Source organism: Pseudomonas sp. JS425, from assembly GCF_018223845.1.
Classification (GTDB): Bacteria; Pseudomonadota; Gammaproteobacteria; order Pseudomonadales; family Pseudomonadaceae; genus Aquipseudomonas; species Aquipseudomonas asiatica.
On sequence record NZ_CP073661.1, the window covers coordinates 3975071 to 3995316 of the forward strand.

Sequence of the window (20246 nt, forward strand, 5' to 3'; positions counted from 1 at the left end):
TGAACAGAGGATTTGCCGGGCATCTTATCTTTCCTGCAGAAAAGAAAAACCGGCACAATGCAGCAACACTTTCATCTCTGGAGTGAAAATGCTGCGCATCGCCGACCTCGAACTGTTCGTCCGCAGCAGCGTGCTGGGCAGCTTCACCGCCGCCGCCCATGAGGCCGAACTGCTGCCGGGGCAGGTGGCCGCCGCGATCAAGCGCCTGGAGCGCGACCTGGATGTGCGCCTGTTCGCCCGCACTACCCGCAGCCTCCGCCTGACCGCCGAAGGCGAGTTGTACCTGCCGACTGCCCTGAATGTGCTGGAGAGCCTGCGCCAGGGGCGTGAAGACCTGCATGGCAACGCCAACACCCTGCGCGGTACCCTGCAGGTTTCGGCACCGTCAGACCTGGGCCGCAACATGTTGCTGCCGTGGCTGAGCGCCTTCCGCCGCGAGCACCCGGCCCTGCACCTTCGCTTCTTCCTGTCTGACCAGATTGCCGACCTCAACCGCGACCCGGTAGATGTGGCGATCCGCTACGGCCTCAACCAGGACGCCAACTACATTGCCCTGCCGCTGGCAGACTGGAACCGCCGGGTGCTGGTGGCGGCGCCCGACTACCTGGCCCGTCACGGCCGCCCCCTCACGCCCGACGCCCTGCAGCAGCATGCCTGCCTGCTGTACATGCAGCACAACCGGGTCTACGACAAGTGGCGGGTGGGCAACCGCACCGTGCAGGTGAGTGGGCCGCTGGTCAGCGACGATGCCGACGTGATCCGCCGCCTGGCCTTGCAGGGCGAAGGCATCGTCTACAAGTCGTGGCTGGATGTAAGCGCCAACATCGCGGCCGGCGAACTGGAAATCATCCTGCCCGAGCACGTTGGTGAACCCGCCCCGGTCACCCTGGTGTGCCCGCACCGCAAGCAGCTCACGCCCGCAGTGGCACAACTGCATCTGTGGCTGCGCGAACGCTTCGAGGCCTTGCGTAACCGGGCGCTGGCCAACGGCTGCACAATCGTTCCAGACTGAGCCTGGCCGTTGCGCTAAGGTAGCGATTTCTGCCACGACACGCCCCCATGAGCAACTGGATCGACCTCAAGCAGGACGCCGACACCGGCATCGAGTCGGTCCGCGCGCATTTCGTCGGGCATGCCTACGACCCGCACTGGCACGACAGCTTCCTGGTTGGCGTTACCGAGCAGGGCGTGCAGCAATTCGATTGCCGGCGAGTGCGCCATCGCAGCACGCCGGGGAACGTATTCCTGCTGGAGCCCAGTGAAATCCATAACGGCCATGCGCCCACCGAGGACGGCTTCACCTATTCGACCCTGTACCTGGAACCCACCTGGGTGGACAGCCAACTGCGGGCACTTTTCGAACACGCGCCGGGCGACAGCCTGCCCAGCTTCGCCGATACCTTGTGCCACGATGAGCGCCTGGCGCGTGCCACTGCCCTCGCCTTCCAGGCCGTGCATACCCAGGACTTGCGCATTGTCCGGCAGACGGCCATGGACGACCTGCTGGCCTGCCTGACCCGCCACCTGCACTGGCGCCGGCGCCTGAACCCGGACCCGCGCCTGCCGCTGACCGCGCAGCGCGCGCGGGATTACCTGCACGCCAACCTGGAGCGCGACATCGGCCTGGAAGACCTGGCCCAGGCCTGTGGCATCGACCGCTTCCGCCTCACCCGCGCATTCAAGGCCGCATTCGGCCTGGCGCCGCATGCCTATCTGATCCAGCTGCGCCTGGCCCGGGCGCGGCGCCTGCTCGCCCAGGGCCAGACTCCCACCGAAGTGGCCATGGCCCTGGGCTTTGCCGACCAGAGCCACCTAGGGCGCTGGTTCCGCCGTGCCTACCAGCTGACCCCGGCCGACTACCGCAGGCGCTGCTCAAACCTTCCAGACTGAAAGGCAGCGGGCAGCGAGCATGGTGCTTCGTTTATCCGGAGCCCTTGATCATGTCGCAGTCGTTGTTGCCCTTCATCCTGTTTGCGTTGGTATCCAGCATCAGCCCCGGGCCGACCAACCTGTTGATTCTTGCCCATGGGGCCCGCTTTGGCCTGTGCGCGAGCCTGGCGCCGGTCGTTGCGGCCTGCGGTGCCGCAGCGGCGATCGTGCTGATGGTGGGCCTGGGGCTGGGTGAACTGCTGCTGCGCCACCCGCTGGCCCAGCAGTTGATGAGCTGGGCCGGGGTTTTGTGGTTGAGCTGGCTGGCGTGGCAGATGCTGCGCAGTGCCGCCGCCCCGCTGCAGGCGGCCACGGCGCAAGGCTTCAGCGCACTCAGCGCAGCCTCGTTGCAGGTGGTGAACCCCAAGGTGTGGTTGATGGCCGTGGCGGTGGTCGGGGTGTTTGCCTCGCCGTCGTTGCCGGTATGGCAGCTGGCGCTGGTGTTCTGGCTGATTGCCCTGCCATGCATGGCGGCGTGGGCGCTGCTGGGGGTGGGCAGCGCGCGATGGTTGCAGGCACCGCGGCGGTTGCGGGTGTTCAACCAGGTATTGGCGGGGGTGCTGTTGATTTCTGCATGGGCTGCCGTACTGGCTTGAGCCCGTTATTGCCAGTACCGGCCTCTTCGCGGGCACGCCCGCTCCCACAGGTACTGCATCGCGCCTGAAGTTGATGCAGTACCTGTGGGAGCGGGCGTGCCCGCGAAAAAAACAGCACGGTCATTCAGGAATGCCCTGCCCCCCCGCCCAGCGCCTCGCGGAATTGCCGGGTGCTGGCCACAGCCAGCAGCAACCCGGCCACTGCCACGCTACCGCCCACCAGGCCGATATCCGCCACATCCAGCTGGCTGCTGACGATACTGCCCAGCAACGCGCCACCGCCAATACCGATGTTGTAGATACCCGAGAACAGCGCCATGGCCACATCGGTGGCATCGGACGCCAGTTTCAGGGTCTTGGACTGCAGCGACAGGCTGAAGCTGAGGATCGCCACACCCCAGAACATGCTCAACGCGGCGAAAACATAGAAGTTGCCCGACAGCGGCAACAGCAGCAACAGGCACGCCGCCAGCAGGCCGATCGAACCTACCAGGAAGCCATGCGGGAAGCGGTCGCTGTAACGGCTGAACAGCACCGAGCCGAACACCCCGGCGCCGCCGAACAGCAGCAGCAATAACGTGGTGCGCTCTCCGCCTATTTGCGCCACGTGCAGGGCGAACGGCTCGATATAGCTGTAGGCGGTGAACTGCGCGGTAATCACCAGCGTCACCAGCACATAGGTGATCACCAGCGCAGGGCGCTTGAACAGGATCGGCAGGCTGCGCAGCGAGCCCGAGTTCTGGCTGGGCAGCAGCGGCAGCGACTTCATCAGGCACAGCATGGTCGCCAGCGCCACCCCGGCAATGCTCAGGAAGGTGATGCGCCAGCCCAGCGCTTCGCCCACCACGCGGCCCAGCGGGATGCCCAGGACCATGGCCAGGGTGGTGCCAGTGGCCAAAAGGCCCAGCGCCTTGGCCTGCTGCCCGGGCGGCGCCACGCGCACCGCCAGGGAAGCCGTGATGGCCCAGAACACCGCATGCGCCAAGGCAATACCGATACGGCTGACCAGCAACATGGCAAAGCTCTGTGACATCCACGACAGCAAGTGGCTGACGATGAACACCAGGAACACGAACAGCAACAGCCGCCGCCGCTCGATGTTGCGCGTCAGCAGCATCATCGGCAGCGAGGCCAGCGCCACCACCCAGGCGTAGATGGTCAGCATCAGGCCGACTTGTGCGGTGCTCATGTCGAAGCTGCGGCCAATGTCGCTGAGAAGCGCCACCGGGACGAACTCGGTAGTGTTGAAGATGAAGGCCGCCAGGGCCAGGGCAATGACGCTCAGCCAGCTGCCGCTACCCGCCGTGGGTGGCATGTTGGTGGGTATGGGTCCATTCATGGGTACAAACCGCTTCTCCGCAGGCAAGGCAACAGGACGCACGTCGGCCACCCACTTGCCGGGGTGTCGACGCACGCTTTGTTATTGGAAGGAATGCCCGGCATGGTACGCGTCAAGCCGGGGGCTCACAACCGCGAGGCGGGCAGAAGGAGTAACATGCGCGCTTTGTGCGAACGCGTATGCAACAAGGAGCCCGATCCGCTCATGGACCAGCAGCACTCCCAGCAGCAACAGTGGCAGCAGGCGGTCACCGCCTATGCCCAGGCCGTCAACGACTATGTCGCGCAGGGCCGCGCGCAAGGCTGGGATGACCTCGAAGAGCCCCTGCCGCAGGCCACCGAGCATTTGATCGATGCCTGGCTGCAGGCCCTGCAAGCAGCCAACCGGCCCGGCGTCGAAGCCTTTGAGCAGCAAGCCTTCCGCGAAGCCTGGCCGCCCGCCCACCACCCTTTGCTGCCGCTGATCAAGGAGCACGGGCAAGGCATCGGCAACGTCCTGCTGCTGGAGGATGGCAGCCTGCTGGCACGTATCGGCATGCCGCATGACAAAGGCCAGGTGGTGCGCATTGACCCTCTCGGGGTGACCCCGGTAATCGGCGTCGATCACTTCGGCCGCTGCCCGGCCCGCCGCTATTTCGCCCTGGCCAATGCCGAGGGCATACGCGTGACCGATGGCTGGGGCGGCCCGCAGGTGCTGCGCCTGGCCTGGCCCACGGGGCTGGAGGGGTTGCCGCCGGGTTACCCGTTCGAGCCCTTCGACCTGCCGCCGACGCCGACCGCGCTGATCCCCTTCCCGGATGGCCAGCGGGTGCTGCTGGTGAGCGCCGAGGGTATCTTCCTGCTGACCCGCCACGGCGCGACCCGCCTGCTGCCGCACCAGGCGCGGGTGCTCGACGAACTGGACGAAGGCACCGACCCGGACGACATCAGCCTGGGGCTGAGCATGGAGCACGGTGCGGTATCGGCGGATGGTCGGTTGATCGTGGTTGGCGAGCAAGGCAGCCGTCACCTGGTGCTGGACGACCAGCTCAGGCCCGTGGCGGCCATCGGCCCGGCCAGCGAGTATCCGCACTTTGCGCTGTTCAATCGTGCAGGTGACCAGTTGATAGTCAATGCCTGCCATTTCTATAGCGGTGCCACGCTGGCCGTCAGGGTGGCCGACTTGCCGGGGCTGGATACCGACTACTACAGCCAGGACCCGCGTACCCCGCTGGTACAGGATGGCGCACGGGTGTATGCCGGCGTGGCGCGCGAGGGCGAATATATCGTGGGGGATGCCTATGGTTACCTGCGGGCATTTGGCGAAGATGGCACGGAGCATTGGCAGCATTACCTGGGGTCGACCATCAGTGCGCTGGATATCAGTGCCGACGGGCGTACGCTGGTAGCGGCGAGCCATGCCGGGTTCGTTTCGGTGATTGCCCTGGACAACGGGCGGCCAGCCTGGCAAATCGGTACCGGGGCGCATGGCGAGGTACGGCGGTGGTTGTTCTGGAAAGGCTGGGACAGGGCATTGGCCTGGTGACAGATCCCGCATCTTCATTGCCTGTACCGACCTCTTCACGGGTAAACCCGCTCACACAGGGACATCACAGGCGCCAAGGTCTGTGCAGTCTCTGTGGGAAGGTTCAATACAGAACCTGAAACCTGCACAATACCTGTGGGAGCGGGTTCACCCGCGAAGAGGCCGGGGCAGGCAACCAATCAGCCCTGCAAAGTGGCCATATCGATCACGAACCGGTACTTCACGTCCCCGGCAATCATCCGCTCATACGCCTGGTTGATATTGCGGATATCCAGCAACTCGATATCACAACGAATCGCATGCTCGGCGCAGAAATCCAGCACTTCCTGGGTCTCGGCAATACCACCGATCAACGACCCTGCCAGCACCCGGCGCTTCATCACCAGATTGGCCGCATGCACTGCCGGGTCGATCGGCTCGATCAGGCCGACCAGGATGTGCACGCCATCGAATTTAAGGGTTTCCAGGTACGGATTCAGGTCGTGCTGCACCGGGATGGTATCGAGCAGGAAGTCGAAACGGCCCGCCGCGGCGCGCATCTGCTCGGCATCGGTGGACACGATCACATGGTCGGCACCCTGGCGACGGGCTTCCTCGGCCTTGGCCTGGGAACGGGTGAACAGGGTCACTTCGGCGCCCAGGGCCTTGGCCAGCTTGATGGCCATATGGCCCAGGCCGCCCATGCCGAGGATGCCGATCTTGTGACCAGGGCCGACACCGTGGTGCTTGAGCGGCGAATAGGTGGTGATGCCAGCACAGAGGATTGGCGCGGCACTGGGCAGGTCCATGCCGGCCGGGATGCGCACCACGAAGTGCTCGCTGACCACGATGCTGCTGGAGTAACCGCCCATGGTGTTGCTACCGTCGACCCGGTCCGGGGTGGCGTAGGTCATGGTCGGCCCTTCCAGGCAGTATTGCTCCAGGTCCTTGGCACAGGCTTCGCAGTGGCGGCACGAGTCGACCATGCAGCCAACGCCGACCAGGTCGCCGACCTTGTGTGTGGTCACTTTGTCGCCCACAGCGGTGACGCGGCCGATGATCTCGTGGCCAGGCATCAGCGGGTACACGGCAATGCCCCATTCGTTGCGCGCCTGGTGGATGTCGGAGTGGCATACGCCGCAGTAAAGGATGTCGATGGCGACGTCGTCAGGGCGCGGGCTGCGACGCTCGAAGGTCATGGGAGCCAGAGGGCTGGTGGGGGTCTGGGCGGCGTAACCGATGGCGGTATACATGCAGGGCCTCGCTATGAAGTGAAACGATTCAGGCTGCGCATTCTGCGCGCCATGCGTCGCTTCGCCCACGACTGATTCTCCGGTATCGATGCCTGATTCTCCGAAGATGCCATGCAGCATCTGGCGCCGAGCGTTCATTCTGCGATGATCAAACTGTCTGATCCTCTGCCCAGGTCCATCATGCAACTGACCCGCCACGTCGACGCCAATGCGCCGCTTTGCACACTGATCCGCAGCCTTGCCACGCGCCCAGGCTTCGTGCCCACGCACCTGCCCCAGGTGCAGGTGCTGAGCTGGGACCACTATGTGGCCAGCAGCCCGCAGATCTACGAACCCAGCTTGATGATCCTGGCCCAAGGCAGCAAGCTGGCGCGCCTGGGGCCGCGTACCCTGGAATATGGCGCCGGGCATTACCTGGTGCAGGCACTGTCGGTGCCGTTCATGTGCGAAACCTTTGCCACCCCCGAAGCACCGTTGCTGGGCGTGGCGGTGGACATCGACCGCGGCGTGCTGGGTGAACTGGTGCAAAGCATGGCCCTGGCGCCGGATGCCGCGGTGCAGGCGCAAACCCCGCATTCAATGACCTCGGCTGCACTCGATGCGCCGATGCGCGAATGCGTGGAACGGCTGCTGCGCTGCCTGCAGGACCCGGTGGACGCCAAGGTGCTGGGCCCGGCGCGGGTACGCGAGGTGCTGTACACCGCCTTGCGCGGCCCACAGGCGGGCGTGTTGCGGGCGCTGGTGGAGCAACAAGGGCACTTCGCCCGCATCGGCGCCGCCCTTGCCCACCTGCGCGAACACTACACCGAGCCGCTGAGCGTTGAAGCGCTGGCCGCACGCGCCAACATGAGCGTTTCGACCTTCCACGAGCACTTCAAGCGCTGCACCGACATGGCGCCGATGCAGTACCTCAAGCGCCTGCGGCTGCTGAAGGCGCAGCAGATGCTGATCGGCGAAGGCCTGGGGGTGGCGCAGACCGCGCACCGGGTGGGGTACCAGAGCACCTCGCAGTTCAGCCGCGAGTACAAGCGCCAGTTCGACCGCAGCCCGGGGGATGAATTGCCGTACCAGAGCCTGCCAGTGTAATCGCCTGCCCTGGCCCCATCTCCGGCAAGCTGGCTCCCACCGGGATAGCAAAGCCCTTGAGGTCAATGCGGTCGAGATAGCTGCAACTGTATTGCATGGCCTGAATCAGCTTGAAAGCGGCCATTGCGCCAATGGCCAGTAGGCGCCCTTGCGCGACTCGTACAGTGTGAAATGGCGGGCGGCGAGGTAGAAATCCGGCGCGCTGCTGGCCTCTGGCGGCTGGCCGCGGTAATCCCTGGCCAGCGTCAGGTGCGGGCGATACTCACGGTCGGCCGCGTCCACCCCCAACGGCAGCAGCGCCTGCTGCAAGCTGTACACCAGTTGCAACAGGGCCGGTGGGGTCTTCTGCGCCTCCAGCACCAAGGCGCTGGCCCGCTGCCACACCTGCAGGCGGTCCAGCAACAGCCGTGGTGCCGTGGCTGGAAGCTCCAGCTGGTCGACCGCCGCGCAAATAGCAGGCATATGGGCGGTATCCACATCGCCGAGAAACAGCAGTGTCACATGGAAGTTGGCGGCCGGCACCGGTCTTCCGCTGCGCAGGCTCAGGCCACGTCGCCACTGGGCCAGGGCGCGGCGCTGGGCATCGCTCACCGGCAAGGCGAAGAACAGGCGCTTGAATGGTTTTTCGATACGTCCGCTGACCGGTGTCATCGTGCCGCTCCTGAAGATGCGCAAAGCACGTACTGATGCGCTGGGAAACTCGCAGGGCTGCCAGTTTCGCGGGCAGGGACCCAAACCATACGCTGAGGTCTCCATTCAATCATATAGATACGGTTATGAAACAGCGTCAGCACACCCGTAATACCCAACCTCCCATGCAAGCAGTACTGAAGTGGGGCCAGCGTGAGTACGCGTTCAAGGCTTCTGAAGTAGAAACAGATGTCAGTGAGGGCAACCGCACATTTTTTGCCGCTCATTACAAGGAGGGATCGGATGACGTTCATAGCTTCATCCACATGGATATCCCTGAAAGCTGCTTGGTCACAGGCGAATCCCACAAGATCGGCCCAGGTCAGAAAGCCGAGATCAACGCCTATTTCGGCTCGAGTTCGATTGGCCGCTCAGGTTGGGCGACCGAAGGGGAAATACGAATTGTCCAGATGGATCAGGCTTCCAAGGCATTGGAGGCAGAGTTCAAGTTCACCATTGTAGACACCATGGGCCAGGTTGACATCGTGGATGGCAAGCTGTCCTTGTCGCTGGCCGACCATGCGACGCAATGCATCTCCAGCACCGGCCAGGTCAAGGCCAACATCGACCCTGCCATTTTCCCCTCGCTGGGCAACCTCGACGCTCAAACCATCAAATCCAGGGAGCTGGAAGACGGGCGTATCCAACTCACCGCAAAACAGCAAGTGGACAACGCTACCCAAGGCATCATGATGCTGTTCAGTGAACACCACGCACGCCTGTTCTTCTTGATTGGCAGTTTGTACTATCCCCTGACCGGGGGCCGTCTGCAGCATGAGTGGAACGTGGAGAACAGGACCCTGACCGCCGAATTCACTGATTATGTGGTCAGCTACCAAGGCAAGGACCATCGCATCACGGATGGCCGCATCGAGGCTACTCTGGCCTGATGCATCGCCTGCAGACCTTGGCACAGCGGTGACGCTTGTACCAAGGTCTGCCACTGTTGCGTCACATTCTTCTATAAAGCATCGACTCGATTGTTTATGCTGGCGGGCTTAGCCATCACGCATGGCCATTACTTGACGTATCCGCCCATGAAAATCGCCTTAGTCCTCATCTTCGTCCTCTCGATCGCCTATGTTCACCTGCGCGGTCGCGTTCGCCACAAGCTGACCCGTCAGCTGGGCGACCACTCCAGTTTCCTGGCCCCGGTCAACAGCTTCCTGTACCTGTTTTCCCGGCACCCGGCCAAGCCTTACCTGCCGGTGGAGGCCTTCCCCGAACTGCAGACGCTGCAGGACCATTGGCAGGAAATCCGCGAGGAAGCCCAACAGCTGCTGCATGTGGGCGAAATCAAGAAGTCCGACAATTACGATGATGTCGGTTTCAACTCATTCTTCAAGACCGGCTGGAAGCGCTTCTACCTGAAGTGGTACGGCGAAAGCCACCCGTCGGCGATGACCCTGTGCCCACGCACCACCGAGTTGCTCAAAGGCATCGGCACGGTCAAGGCCGCCATGTTCGCCACCCTGCCACCGGGCGCCAAGCTGGTGCGCCACCGCGACCCGTATGCCGGCTCGTACCGCTACCACCTGGGCCTGGACACGCCTAACGACGATGGTTGCTACATCGATGTGGACGGTGAGAAGTATTCCTGGCGCGATGGCGAGGGCGTGGTCTTCGACGAGACCTACATCCACTACGCGGCCAATACCACTGAGCACAACCGCATCATCCTGTTCTGCGACGTGGAACGCCCGCTCAAGTACCGCTGGGCGACCGCGTTCAACCGCTGGTTCAGCCGCAACGTCATGGCCGCTGCCGCCGCCCCCAACGATGCCGGCGACAAGACCGGTGGCATCAACCGTCTGTTCACCCGCATCTACAAGATCCGCGAACGTGGCAAGGCGCTGAAGAAGCGCAACCGCACGCGCTACTACCTGGAGAAGTGGGCGTTCGTCGCGGCGTTGGTGCTGGTGTTCATCTATATCTGATCGATGTGGGAGCGCGCAGTCCAAAGGCCTGCGCGCAACCAACCAAAGTACAAGCCTCACACTTTCCACTCTTCGACTAGCCTGAAAGCTCCACTCGCAACCTCCCCAAGGTGAAGACGATGAGCATGATGGACTGGGACGCCTACCGTAAGCAGTTGATGGCCGGCATCGGCGATCTCAAGCAGCTTTCCCCTGACACCGTGGCCGGCTACATGACCGCCAGCGGCGCAGGGGCCAAGACCAACCACCTGGACGCCAAGACCCGCGAGCTGATCTCCCTCGCCGTGGCCGTGACCACACGCTGCGATGGCTGCATCGCGGTGCATTCGCAGCAGGCCGTCAAGCACGGTGCCAGCCGCGAGGAAATCGCCGAGGCCCTCGGCGTGGCCGTGGCGATGAACGCTGGTGCCGCGCTGGTGTACTCGGCACGTGCCATGGATGCGGTGGGCAAGGCCAACGGCTGAACGCAAATGGCGTCGCCGCCCTTGCGCGACGGCGCCGCGCCACCCAGACTGGGCGGCCCAGCCCTTGCAGGAACCCGCATGATCCACATCCGCCCCATGACACCGGAAGACTTCGAACACTTCTGGCCCACCTTCCAGGCCGTCGTACAGGCCCGTGAGACCTACGCATTCGACCCGGCCCTCAGCTTCGAACAGGCCCGCCAGCTGTGGCTGGAACTGCCCATGCGCACATTCGTGGCCGAGGATGACGGCGCGATGCTGGGGTCGTATTACCTCAAGGCCAATGCCGCCGGGCCCGGTGGGCACGTGGGCAATTGCGGCTACATGGTCTGTGAAACGGCACGCGGCCGCGGCGTCGCGCGGTTGATGTGCGAGCACTCCCAGAAACAGGCACGCCAGGAGGGCTTTCTGGCCCTGCAGTTCAACTCGGTGGTGGCCACCAACGAGGTAGCGGTGGCGCTGTGGCACAAGCTGGGCTTCGAAACCGTTGGCCGCTTGCCCAAGGCCTATCGCCATGCCCGCCTGGGGCTGGTGGACTGCCTGGTGATGTACAAGTGGCTGGCGGACGAGCCGGTAGTGGAGAAGCCGCCACTGCTGATCGGGCGCAAGAACATCGAGGCGCGGGTGTCGCGGCGGCGCGGGCGCTGACTTCTTCAGGCCGCCCTGCTCGACGAAGGTCTATGGTAAAGTCGCGCCCTTTTTGAACATGCTGGGATATCGTTGCACATGACCCCCGTCCTCCGCTTCCTCAACCGCACCAGCCTGGTGACGCAGATCGTCATCGGCCTGATCGCCGGCATCGCCCTGGCCCTGCTTGCGCCCGCCATCGCCCGCGACATGGCCTTCCTCGGGAAAGTCTTCGTCAGCGCCCTCAAGGCGGTGGCGCCCGTGCTGGTGTTCATCCTGGTCATGGCCTCGATCGCCAACCACCGCCACGGCCAGGAAACCCATATCCGCCCGATCCTCTGGCTGTACCTGCTGGGCACCTTCAGCGCAGCGGTAGTCGCCGTGGTCGCCAGCATGCTGTTCCCGTCCAACCTGGTGCTGACTACCAGCGACGCTGCGCTGAGCGCGCCGGGGGGCATTACCGAGGTGCTGCAGAACCTGCTGCTGAGTGCGGTCGACAACCCGATCAACGCCCTGCTCAACGCCAACTTCATCGGCGTACTGACCTGGGCCATCGGCCTGGGCGTAGCCCTGCGCCATGCCGGCGAAACCACCCGCACCGTGGTAGAGGACCTGTCCAATGGCGTGACCCTGATCGTACGCGTGGTCATCCGCTTCGCCCCGGTGGGCATCTTTGGCCTGGTCAGCGCCACGCTGGCCCAATCGGGCCTGGACGCCCTGCTCGGCTACCTGCACCTGCTGGTGGTGCTGATCGGCTGCATGCTGTTCGTGGCGCTGGTGATGAACCCGCTGATCGTATATTGGAAAATCCGCCGCAACCCCTACCCGCTGACCCTGCTCTGCCTGCGCGAAAGCGGTATCACTGCGTTCTTCACTCGCAGCTCGGCAGCCAACATCCCGGTCAACCTGGCCCTGTCGGAGCGCCTTGGCCTGCATGAGGACACCTATTCGGTGTCGATCCCGCTGGGTGCAACCATCAACATGGCCGGCGCCGCCATCACCATTACCGTGCTGACCCTGGCGGCGGTGCATACTCTGGGTATCATGGTGGACCTGCCGACCGCCGTGCTGCTCAGCGTGGTGGCGGCGGTTTGTGCCTGCGGCGCTTCGGGCGTGGCCGGTGGCTCGCTGCTGCTGATTCCACTGGCGTGCAGCCTGTTTGGCATCCCGAGCGAAATTGCCATGCAGGTGGTGGCGGTTGGCTTCATCATCGGCGTGCTGCAGGATTCGGCCGAGACGGCGCTGAATTCTTCGACCGATGTGCTGTTTACCGCGGCGGCGTGCCAGGCTGAAGAGCGGCGCAACGCTTGAGATTGCCGGGGCCGCTGTGCGGCCCTTTCGCAGGCAAGCCAGCTCCCACAGGGATAGTGCCGGCCTTACGGCTTGTGCTGTACCTGTGGGAGCTGGCTTGCCGGCGATGATCCCAGTGATTGCTTAAGCCTGGCGCTTTACCTAGGCTAGTGGCCTTTCCCCAGCAATGAGACAGGGCCATGTCAGAACACGAAACCGCCGGCGAAGGCCGCTTCAACAGCATCGAGATCCGTATTCTCGGCTCGCTGATCGAGAAGCAGGCCACCAGCCCGGAAAGCTACCCGCTGACCCTCAACGCCCTGGTCCTGGCCTGCAACCAGAAGACCAGTCGCGAGCCGGTCATGAACCTCACCCAAGGCCAGGTCGGCCAAGCCCTGCGCGCCCTCGAAGGGCAGGACATGACCCGCCTGCAGATGGGCAGCCGCGCCGACCGTTGGGAACAACGGGTGGACAAGGCGCTTGAGCTGGTGCCGGCGCAACTGGTGCTGATGGGCCTGATGTTCCTGCGCGGGCCGCAAACCCTCAACGAACTGCTGACCCGCAGCAACCGCCTGCACGACTTCGACGACACCGAGCAGATCCAGCACCAGCTGGAGCGCCTGATCTCGCGCGGCCTGGCCTTGCACCTGCCGCGTCAGGCCGGCCAGCGCGAAGACCGTTACACCCATGCTTTGGGCGACCCGGCCGAAATCGAGGCAATCCTGGCTGCCCGGCAACAAGAAGGTGGGGCACGCAGCAGCGGCGGCAATGTGTCGGAAGAACGCATCGAAGCCCTCGAAGCGCGCATCGCGGCGCTGGAAGCACGCCTGGCCGAACTGGAAGGCTGAGCCGTCACGGCTCGGGGTCGGGGAAGTTGCGGCAGCTCTTGCGCTCGGCCAGCTCCAGGTCACTGGGGCGCTGGTCGACGAACACGGTGCGGCCGTCGGCGTAGATTTCCAGGTAGCCCCAGTGCAGGTCCTGCTCTTGCTGCCCGGGCTTTGGGGGGACTAGCCACCAGGGTTCGCGGCTGATCAGGGTCATGGGTGTGATTCCTGAGGGTGTCTGCAGTAATCATAGACATCCTCGGTTATTGCTTTGCTTGTACCGGCCCTTTCGCGGCTAAAGCCGCTCCTACAGGGATCTGCACAGTTTGCAAAATCTGCGCAGTACCTGTGGGAGCGGCTTTAGCCGCGAAGAGGCCGGTACAGGCTTACGCCGGTGCCGAAGTGCGGATCAGGTGGTCAAAGGCCGCCAGCGATGCCTTGGCCCCCTCACCCACCGCAATCACGATCTGCTTGTACGGCACAGTCGTCACGTCACCCGCCGCAAACACACCCGGGATGCTGGTCTGGCCCTTGGCATCGACGATGATCTCGCCACGCGGCGACAGCTCGACGGTGCCTTTCAGCCAGTCGGTGTTCGGCAGCAGGCCGATCTGCACGAAGATGCCTTCCAGCGACACTTCATGCTGTTGGTCGGTGGTGCGGTCCTTGTAACGCAGGCCGGTCACCTTTTCGCCATTGCCCAGCACTTCGGTGGTCAGCGCACTGGTGATCACCTTCACGTTCGGCAGGCTGTGCAACTTGCGCTGCAGTACCGCATCGGCACGCAGCTGGCTGTCGAACTCGATCAGCGTTACCTGGGCGACGATACCCGCCAGGTCGATGGCCGCTTCCACACCCGAGTTGCCTCCACCGATCACCGCCACGCGCTTGCCCTTGAACAGCGGGCCGTCACAGTGCGGGCAGTAGGCCACGCCACGGGCGCGGTATTCCTGTTCGCCCGGCACGTTCATCTCACGCCAGCGGGCACCGGTAGCCAGGATAACGGTCTTGGCCTTGAGCGAGGCACCGCCGGCCAGGCGTACTTCGTGCAGGCCGCCATCGGTGGCCGGGATCAGCGCTTCACCGCGCTGCAGGTTCATGATGTCCACGTCGTACTGCTTGACGTGCTCTTCCAGCGCCGTGGCCAGCTTCGGCCCTTCGGTTTCCTGTACCGAGATGAAGTTCTCGATGGCCAGGGTGTCGAGCACCTGGCCGCCGAAACGCTCGGCCGCAATACCGGTGCGGATGCCTTTACGCGCGGCATAGATAGCTGCCGAGGCGCCGGCGGGGCCACCACCGACCACCAGCACGTCGAAGGCGTCCTTGGCGTTGATCTTTTCGGCCTGGCGGCTGCCAGCGTTGGTGTCGATCTTGCCGAGGATTTCTTCCAGGCCCATGCGGCCCTGGCCAAACACTTCGCCGTTCAGGTAAATGCTCGGCACCGCCATGATCTTGCGCGATTCCACTTCCGCCTGGAACAGCGCGCCATCGATGGCCACGTGGCGCACGTTGGGGTTGAGGACCGCCATCAGGTTCAGCGCCTGGACCACGTCCGGGCAGTTCTGGCACGACAGCGAGAAGTAGGTCTCGAAGGTGAACTCGCCTTCCAGCGCCTGGATCTGTTCGATCACTTCGGCACTGGCCTTGGACGGGTGGCCCCCGACCTGCAGGAGTGCCAGCACCAGCGAGGTAAATTCGTGGCCCATGGGGATGCCGGCGAAGCGCAGGTTTATGTCGGCTCCCGGGCGGTTCAGCGAGAACGATGGACGACGGGCATCGTTGCCGTCCGCGCTGAAGGTAATAAGGTTCGACAGGCTGGCAATTTCCACCAGCAGGTCGTGCAATTCGCGGGATTTCGCGCCGTCGTCGAGGGAGGCAACGATCTCGATCGGCTGGGTGACCCGCTCCAGGTAGGTTTTCAGTTGCGATTTAAGCGTGGCGTCCAACATACGGGCGATTCCTTTTTCAAAACTCGGATACAAAAACGCCCAGGCGAACTCGCCCGGGCGCTTTACGGGGCGGTAGGTACTTCAGCTTTGGCGGCTGGCTACCGCCCGCGACATGCGCATCGGCTTAGATCTTGCCGACCAGGTCCAGCGATGGAGCCAGGGTGGCTTCGCCTTCTTTCCACTTGGCCGGGCAAACTTCGCCTGGGTGAGCGGCGACGTACTGGGCAGCCTTCACCTTGCGCAGCAGTTCGGCAGCATCGCGACCTACACCACCGTCGTTCAGTTCGACGATCTTGATCTGACCTTCCGGGTTGATCACGAAGGTACCGCGATCGGCCAGGCCGGCTTCTTCGATCAGCACGTCGAAGTTGCGCGAGATAACGTGGGTCGGGTCACCGATCAGCGGGTACTGGATCTTGCCGATGGTGTCCGAAGTGTCGTGCCAGGCTTTGTGGGTGAAGTGGGTGTCGGTGGACACGCCGTAGATTTCCACGCCCAGCTTCTGGAACTCGGCGTAGTTGTCAGCAAGGTCACCCAGCTCGGTAGGGCAGACGAAGGTGAAGTCGGCCGGGTAGAAGAACACGACAGACCACTTGCCTTTCAGGTCGGCTTCGCTGACCTGGACGAACTCGCCTTTGTGGTAGGCGGTGGCGTTGAACGGTTTGACCTGGCTGTTGATGATTGGCATGAGAGACGCTCCTTCATGGGGTTGGAATCAGTTGATGGAGAGAATCCTAACCGCTGGTCCCGATAAAGGCTCATTGGCAAAGCTCATGCTTTTGATTGGTTTTGGCTATAACCGAGGATAATTGATAGAAGGGAATGGGCTGAGCAAAGGATTGCGGGGCATTCAAGGGCTCCATCGCCGGCAAGCCAGCTCCCACAGGTACCGCGCAGGTCTCTGCACTTGTGCAATCCCTGTGGGAGATTCTATGGTTTTAGGGAAGTTTTTTAAGCGGCTTTTGACCGATACTCATCTCCGCTTTTCAGTAGGGCAAATACTACTCGCGCCAATTTGCGTGCGAGCATGACAAGCGATGCTGTCGTGCTAAAACCACGTGCCAGGCGCTCTTCGTAGTACGATTTCCATACTGCCGTGCGGCATGCCGACATGGCTGCGTTGTGAAGGAGGCGTCGAGCTTCGGGGTCTCCTCGCTTCGTGAGCTTGGATTGCCCTTTTTTCTGCCCCGACTGCGCAATCCTCAGATCCATACCCAAAAAGGCGATAAACGCATCACCCCCGCTGAAGTTGCCACGCTGAAACGTCGCAGTCAGGCGTGCAGCCGTTAGAAAACCAATCCCCTCGACCTTCATGCAGCGCTTTACCTGAGGCATCAGTCCGGCCTTTTCCAGCAGACCCTTGATCATCTTCTCCACCAGCAGCTCAAGCCGCTGCATCGCACGCAGATGTGTCTTGAAGGCGGCTCTAAGTAGCGGTTCATTAGCCCATCCCTGAGACAGGCTGGTTCGTGCCTGGACCAGTCCCGCACGTCGCCGAAACAGGCTCAGAAGTTGTCGATAGATAGCCGGTGGCGGCGCCCAAGGCGTAAGGTCCTGTCCTTCGTTCTTCAGATAGCGGGCCAACAGCTGGGCATCAATTGCATCTGTCTTAGCGCGTACGTTGACGCCTTTGCGGTAATGGCTCAGGGCGTAACCATCTACCACGTAGATCGTATGCCCAAACTCAAAGGCCAGATCCGTAAACAGAACGTGATAAATGTTGGTCGCCTCGATGGCCACGGACATCGCACCCGAGAGGCCTTTGAGCCATTTCTTAATAGCTGCTTTGGTATTGGGGATTGCTATGAGCTCTGCTGATTCATCGTCCCAGATGACCAGTTCCGCTTTGGCCACATCCACGCCAATCAGCCGCTTTGAATCAGCAACCACCATTGCCATGAGCAACTCTCCTCGATAGTGTTGAAGCACTTGAAGGGTCACCCAGAGGCGCTGGCTTGTGTCTTTCGTCGGTCTGAGCCCGGAAGCATTCTTTATCGGCGCTTGGGTGAAAAGGGAGGAGGGGCGAGATCTCCCACGGTCTGTACTGCGCTAACAGTCAGAAGCTGGCTTTGTCCCTCCTCCTCCCTTCAAGTCTAACCATACAAGCTGGCTTGAACTGGCCTAATGATCCCGGACACCTCTTAAGGGCGATATGATTCGCCCAATCAGGAGGTTCCATGCAAGAACGAAAGACCTACACCCGCGAGTTCAAGCAACGTGCTGCCAGCATGGTCCTTGATGACCACTGCTCGATTCCCGACGTCTGCGCCTCAATGGACGTCGGCCCTACAGCCCTGCGCCGCTGGGTTGATCAGGTGCGTAAAGAGCGACACAAGGGCCAGCCAGTAGCCGGTACCAAAGCGATCAGCGACGAACAGCGCGAGCTCCAGCAGCTGCGAGCCAAGATCAAGCGCCTGGAGACCGAGGCTGAAATCTTAAAAAAGGCTACGGCTCTCTTGATGTCGGATCCCGATCGTTTTTCCTGATTGAGGAACTGAGAGAGTCAGGCTCGTATCCGACCAGCCTTCTTTGCAGTGCGCTGAGCGTATCCCGTAGCGCGTTTTATGACTGGCTTCGCCGTCGTTCAACACCGAATACCAAGCGTGACGAACTCAGAGAGAAAGTAGTTCAGCTGCACGTCGAAAGCAGGGGAAGCGCGGGCGCGAGAATGATCTCTGAGTACCTGAAGGCCCAGCAGCTCAAGGTGGGACAGTATCTGGCCGGAAAACTCATGGAGGAGGCAAATCTGGAAAGCAAGCAGCGTCGTCCTCATCGGAATCGCTCCAAAGGTGTTGAAGCGTTTGTGGCCAAGAACCTGCTCGAACGCAACTTTGAGCCAACAGCAATTAACCAGGTCTGGTGCGGTGACGTGACCAGTTTGATGGTCGGGAAGCGCTGGTATCACCTGGCAGTAGTGATTGACTTGTTTGCGCGTCGGATCGTTGGCTGGGCGTTTTCCCTGATCAACGACGCCAACTTGGTTAGCAAGGCACTGAGGATGGCAGTAGGGGTTAGGGGCAAGCATACAGGCTTGATGTTTCACTCGGATCAAGGCTGCCAATACACCAGCCAGCGCTTCCAGTCCGAGCTGCTTGAGCATGGCATAACGCAGAGCATGAGTCGCAGGGGACAATGCTGGGACAACGCACCAACAGAGCGTTTCTTTGGAACGCTCAAGTCAGAATGGGTGCCGCCCAAGGGCTACAAGGAAATTGAAGAAGCCAAGCAGGACATGACCAGCTTCTTCATGCGATACAACCGAATCAGGCTCCACAGCTACAACGACTACCTGTCACCAATAGCTATGGAGCAGCAGGCGGCTTGATCACCGTAACCGGTGTCCGGAAATACTTGACCAGAACAGCTTGCCGGCGATGGGGCCAGTGGCATCAGCGAGTGACCGTGCGCATGGTCACGAACTCTTCGGCCGCCGTCGGGTGCACGCCGATGGTTTCGTCGAACTGTTGCTTGGTCGCACCGGCCTTCAGGGCAATGCCCAGGCCCTGGATGATCTCGCCGGCGTCGGGGCCAACCATGTGGCAGCCCAGCACCTTGTCGGTCTCGGCATCGACCACCAGCTTCATCAGGGTCTTTTCCTGGATGTCGGTCAGGGTCAGTTTCATCGCACGGAAGCGACTCTCGAATACCTGCACCTTGTGCCCGGCCTCCAGCGCCTGCTCCTCGGTCAGGCCCACGGTGCCGATGGGCGGCTGGCTGAATACCGCGGTGGGTATGTTCTGGTAGTCCACAGGGCGGTATTGCTCAGGCTTGAACAGGCGCCGGGCCACGGCCATGCCCTCGGCGAGTGCCACCGGGGTCAGTTGCACGCGGCCAATCACATCGCCAATCGCCAGAATCGACGGCGCGGTGGTCTGGTATTGCGGGTCTACCCGGATATAACCGCGTTCATCCAGCTCGACGCCGGTGTTCTCCAGGCCAAGGTTGTCCAGCATCGGGCGCCGGCCGGTGGCATAGAACACGCTATCGGTGACCAGCTCGCGGCCATCCTTCAGGGTGGCCTTGAGGCTGCCGTCCTCGAGCTTGTCGATGCGCTGGATGTCGGCATTGAACTGCAGGTCAAGGCCGCGCTTTTCCAGTTCTTCCTTCAGGTGCGTGCGCACCGAACCGTCGAAGCCACGCAGGAACAGGTCGCCACGGTACAGCAGTGTGGTAGCCGACCCCAGGCCCTGGAAGATGCCGGCAAACTCGACGGCAATGTAGCCACCGCCCACCACCAGCACCCGGCGTGGCAGGTCCTTGAGGTAGAATGCTTCGTTGGAGGTGATGGCCAGTTCCTTGCCCGGAATGTCTGGCACCTGTGGCCAGCCACCGGTGGCGATGAGGATGTGCTCGGCGGTGTAGCGCTGGCCTTCCACTTCCACTTCATTGGCACCGGTCAGACGCGCATGCCCCTGCAGCAAGGTAACCCCGCTGTTGACCAGCAGGTTGCGGTAGATGCCGTTGAGGCGCTCGATTTCCCGGTTCTTGTTGGCAATCAGGGTGCCCCAGTCGAAGTGCCCTTCTTCCAGGGTCCAGCCGAAGCCTGCGGCCTGTTCCAGTTCGTCGGCGACGTGTGCGCCGTACACCAGCAGCTTTTTCGGCACGCAGCCGACGTTGACGCAGGTGCCGCCCAGGTAGCGGCTCTCGGCCACTGCCACCTTTGCCCCGAAGCCGGCGGCAAACCGCGCCGCGCGCACACCGCCGGACCCGGCACCAATCACGAACAGATCAAAATCGTAGGCCATGTATTCACTCTCCT

21 protein-coding genes are annotated in these 20246 nt (G+C 62.6%); 13 read left to right on the forward strand and 8 right to left on the reverse strand.

From position 1 onward, the window contains the following. Positions 1-88 precede the first annotated feature (88 nt). Genes KDB76_RS18455 through KDB76_RS18465 form a run of 3 tightly spaced genes read left to right on the forward strand, consistent with a single transcriptional unit; the run spans position 89 to position 2525 of the window. Positions 89-1012: a LysR family transcriptional regulator gene (locus KDB76_RS18455; RefSeq protein ID WP_038409932.1), complete on the forward strand. Its 924-nt coding sequence runs from the start codon at positions 89-91 to the stop codon at positions 1010-1012. Positions 1013-1059: 47 nt separating this feature from the next. Then, positions 1060-1890 (forward strand): AraC family transcriptional regulator, encoded by an 831-nt coding sequence (locus KDB76_RS18460; protein WP_013973166.1) that lies wholly within the window; start codon positions 1060-1062, stop codon positions 1888-1890. Between the two features lie 50 nt (positions 1891-1940). Continuing rightward, a complete protein-coding gene (locus KDB76_RS18465; RefSeq protein WP_013973167.1) occupies positions 1941-2525 on the forward strand; it encodes a LysE family translocator in 585 nt (194 codons plus the stop codon). 124 nt (positions 2526-2649) lie between these two features. Here the strand turns inward: KDB76_RS18465 and KDB76_RS18470 are convergent, their stop codons facing one another. Then, positions 2650-3864, reverse strand: coding sequence for a sugar transporter (locus KDB76_RS18470; protein ID WP_024087364.1), 1215 nt, complete (start codon positions 3862-3864; stop codon positions 2650-2652). A gap of 204 nt (positions 3865-4068) precedes the next feature. On the opposite strand from KDB76_RS18470, the gene KDB76_RS18475 reads away from it, so the two are divergent. Continuing rightward, positions 4069-5388, forward strand: a complete 1320-nt coding sequence (locus KDB76_RS18475) for a hypothetical protein (protein WP_024087365.1) — start codon at positions 4069-4071, stop codon at positions 5386-5388. 179 nt (positions 5389-5567) lie between these two features. Here KDB76_RS18475 and calA read toward each other — a convergent pair whose 3' ends face one another. Then, positions 5568-6620 (reverse strand): vanillin reductase, encoded by a 1053-nt coding sequence (gene calA / locus KDB76_RS18480; RefSeq protein WP_038409933.1) that lies wholly within the window; start codon positions 6618-6620, stop codon positions 5568-5570. 180 nt (positions 6621-6800) lie between these two features. Here calA and KDB76_RS18485 point away from each other — a divergent pair, with 180 nt between their 5' ends. Beyond that, positions 6801-7706 carry an AraC family transcriptional regulator gene (locus tag KDB76_RS18485; protein ID WP_024087366.1) on the forward strand — a complete coding sequence of 302 codons (906 nt, stop codon included), beginning with the start codon at positions 6801-6803 and terminating at the stop codon, positions 7704-7706. Positions 7707-7811: 105 nt separating this feature from the next. Here KDB76_RS18485 and thpR read toward each other — a convergent pair whose 3' ends face one another. Then, positions 7812-8357: an RNA 2',3'-cyclic phosphodiesterase gene (gene thpR / locus KDB76_RS18490; protein WP_013973172.1), complete on the reverse strand. Its 546-nt coding sequence runs from the start codon at positions 8355-8357 to the stop codon at positions 7812-7814. A gap of 125 nt (positions 8358-8482) precedes the next feature. On the opposite strand from thpR, the gene KDB76_RS18495 reads away from it, so the two are divergent. The 6 genes from KDB76_RS18495 (at position 8483) to KDB76_RS18520 (ending at position 13562) form a co-directional block, all read left to right on the forward strand. After that, positions 8483-9286, forward strand: coding sequence for a hypothetical protein (locus tag KDB76_RS18495; protein WP_031325150.1), 804 nt, complete (start codon positions 8483-8485; stop codon positions 9284-9286). 147 nt (positions 9287-9433) lie between these two features. Further along, entirely contained in the window at positions 9434-10333 is a 900-nt protein-coding gene (lpxO, locus tag KDB76_RS18500; protein WP_023662367.1) for a lipid A hydroxylase LpxO, read from the forward strand. Positions 10334-10452: 119 nt separating this feature from the next. Next, positions 10453-10797: a carboxymuconolactone decarboxylase family protein gene (locus KDB76_RS18505; RefSeq protein WP_013973174.1), complete on the forward strand. Its 345-nt coding sequence runs from the start codon at positions 10453-10455 to the stop codon at positions 10795-10797. 78 nt (positions 10798-10875) lie between these two features. Then, positions 10876-11445 carry an N-acetyltransferase gene (locus tag KDB76_RS18510; RefSeq protein WP_023662368.1) on the forward strand — a complete coding sequence of 190 codons (570 nt, stop codon included), beginning with the start codon at positions 10876-10878 and terminating at the stop codon, positions 11443-11445. A 78-nt stretch (positions 11446-11523) separates the two neighbouring features. Further along, positions 11524-12735: a serine/threonine transporter SstT gene (sstT, locus tag KDB76_RS18515; RefSeq protein WP_038409934.1), complete on the forward strand. Its 1212-nt coding sequence runs from the start codon at positions 11524-11526 to the stop codon at positions 12733-12735. Positions 12736-12914: 179 nt separating this feature from the next. Further along, the gene (locus KDB76_RS18520) at positions 12915-13562 is read left to right on the forward strand and encodes a DUF480 domain-containing protein (RefSeq protein ID WP_025339663.1); all 648 of its coding nucleotides are present in this window, start codon (positions 12915-12917) and stop codon (positions 13560-13562) included. A gap of 4 nt (positions 13563-13566) precedes the next feature. Here the strand turns inward: KDB76_RS18520 and KDB76_RS18525 are convergent, their stop codons facing one another. The 4 genes from KDB76_RS18525 to KDB76_RS18540 all read right to left on the reverse strand — a co-directional run bounded on the left by KDB76_RS18525 (position 13567) and on the right by KDB76_RS18540 (position 17386). Then, positions 13567-13755, reverse strand: a complete 189-nt coding sequence (locus KDB76_RS18525; RefSeq protein WP_038409935.1) for a hypothetical protein — start codon at positions 13753-13755, stop codon at positions 13567-13569. A gap of 169 nt (positions 13756-13924) precedes the next feature. After that, entirely contained in the window at positions 13925-15487 is a 1563-nt protein-coding gene (gene ahpF / locus KDB76_RS18530; RefSeq protein ID WP_013973179.1) for an alkyl hydroperoxide reductase subunit F, read from the reverse strand. A 124-nt stretch (positions 15488-15611) separates the two neighbouring features. Continuing rightward, entirely contained in the window at positions 15612-16175 is a 564-nt protein-coding gene (ahpC, locus tag KDB76_RS18535; RefSeq protein ID WP_004375926.1) for an alkyl hydroperoxide reductase subunit C, read from the reverse strand. Between the two features lie 263 nt (positions 16176-16438). After that, the gene (locus KDB76_RS18540; RefSeq protein ID WP_038408539.1) at positions 16439-17386 is read right to left on the reverse strand and encodes an IS110 family transposase; all 948 of its coding nucleotides are present in this window, start codon (positions 17384-17386) and stop codon (positions 16439-16441) included. Between the two features lie 278 nt (positions 17387-17664). Between KDB76_RS18540 and KDB76_RS29905 the strand changes: the two genes are divergently transcribed. Further along, positions 17665-17973, forward strand: a complete 309-nt coding sequence (locus tag KDB76_RS29905) for a transposase (RefSeq protein WP_024086157.1) — start codon at positions 17665-17667, stop codon at positions 17971-17973. An 8-nt stretch (positions 17974-17981) separates the two neighbouring features. After that, positions 17982-18812 carry an IS3 family transposase gene (locus tag KDB76_RS18545; protein ID WP_249206227.1) on the forward strand — a complete coding sequence of 277 codons (831 nt, stop codon included), beginning with the start codon at positions 17982-17984 and terminating at the stop codon, positions 18810-18812. A gap of 64 nt (positions 18813-18876) precedes the next feature. Here KDB76_RS18545 and gorA read toward each other — a convergent pair whose 3' ends face one another. Continuing rightward, positions 18877-20232 (reverse strand): glutathione-disulfide reductase, encoded by a 1356-nt coding sequence (gene gorA, locus KDB76_RS18550; RefSeq protein WP_013973180.1) that lies wholly within the window; start codon positions 20230-20232, stop codon positions 18877-18879. Positions 20233-20246: the final 14 nt, after the last annotated feature.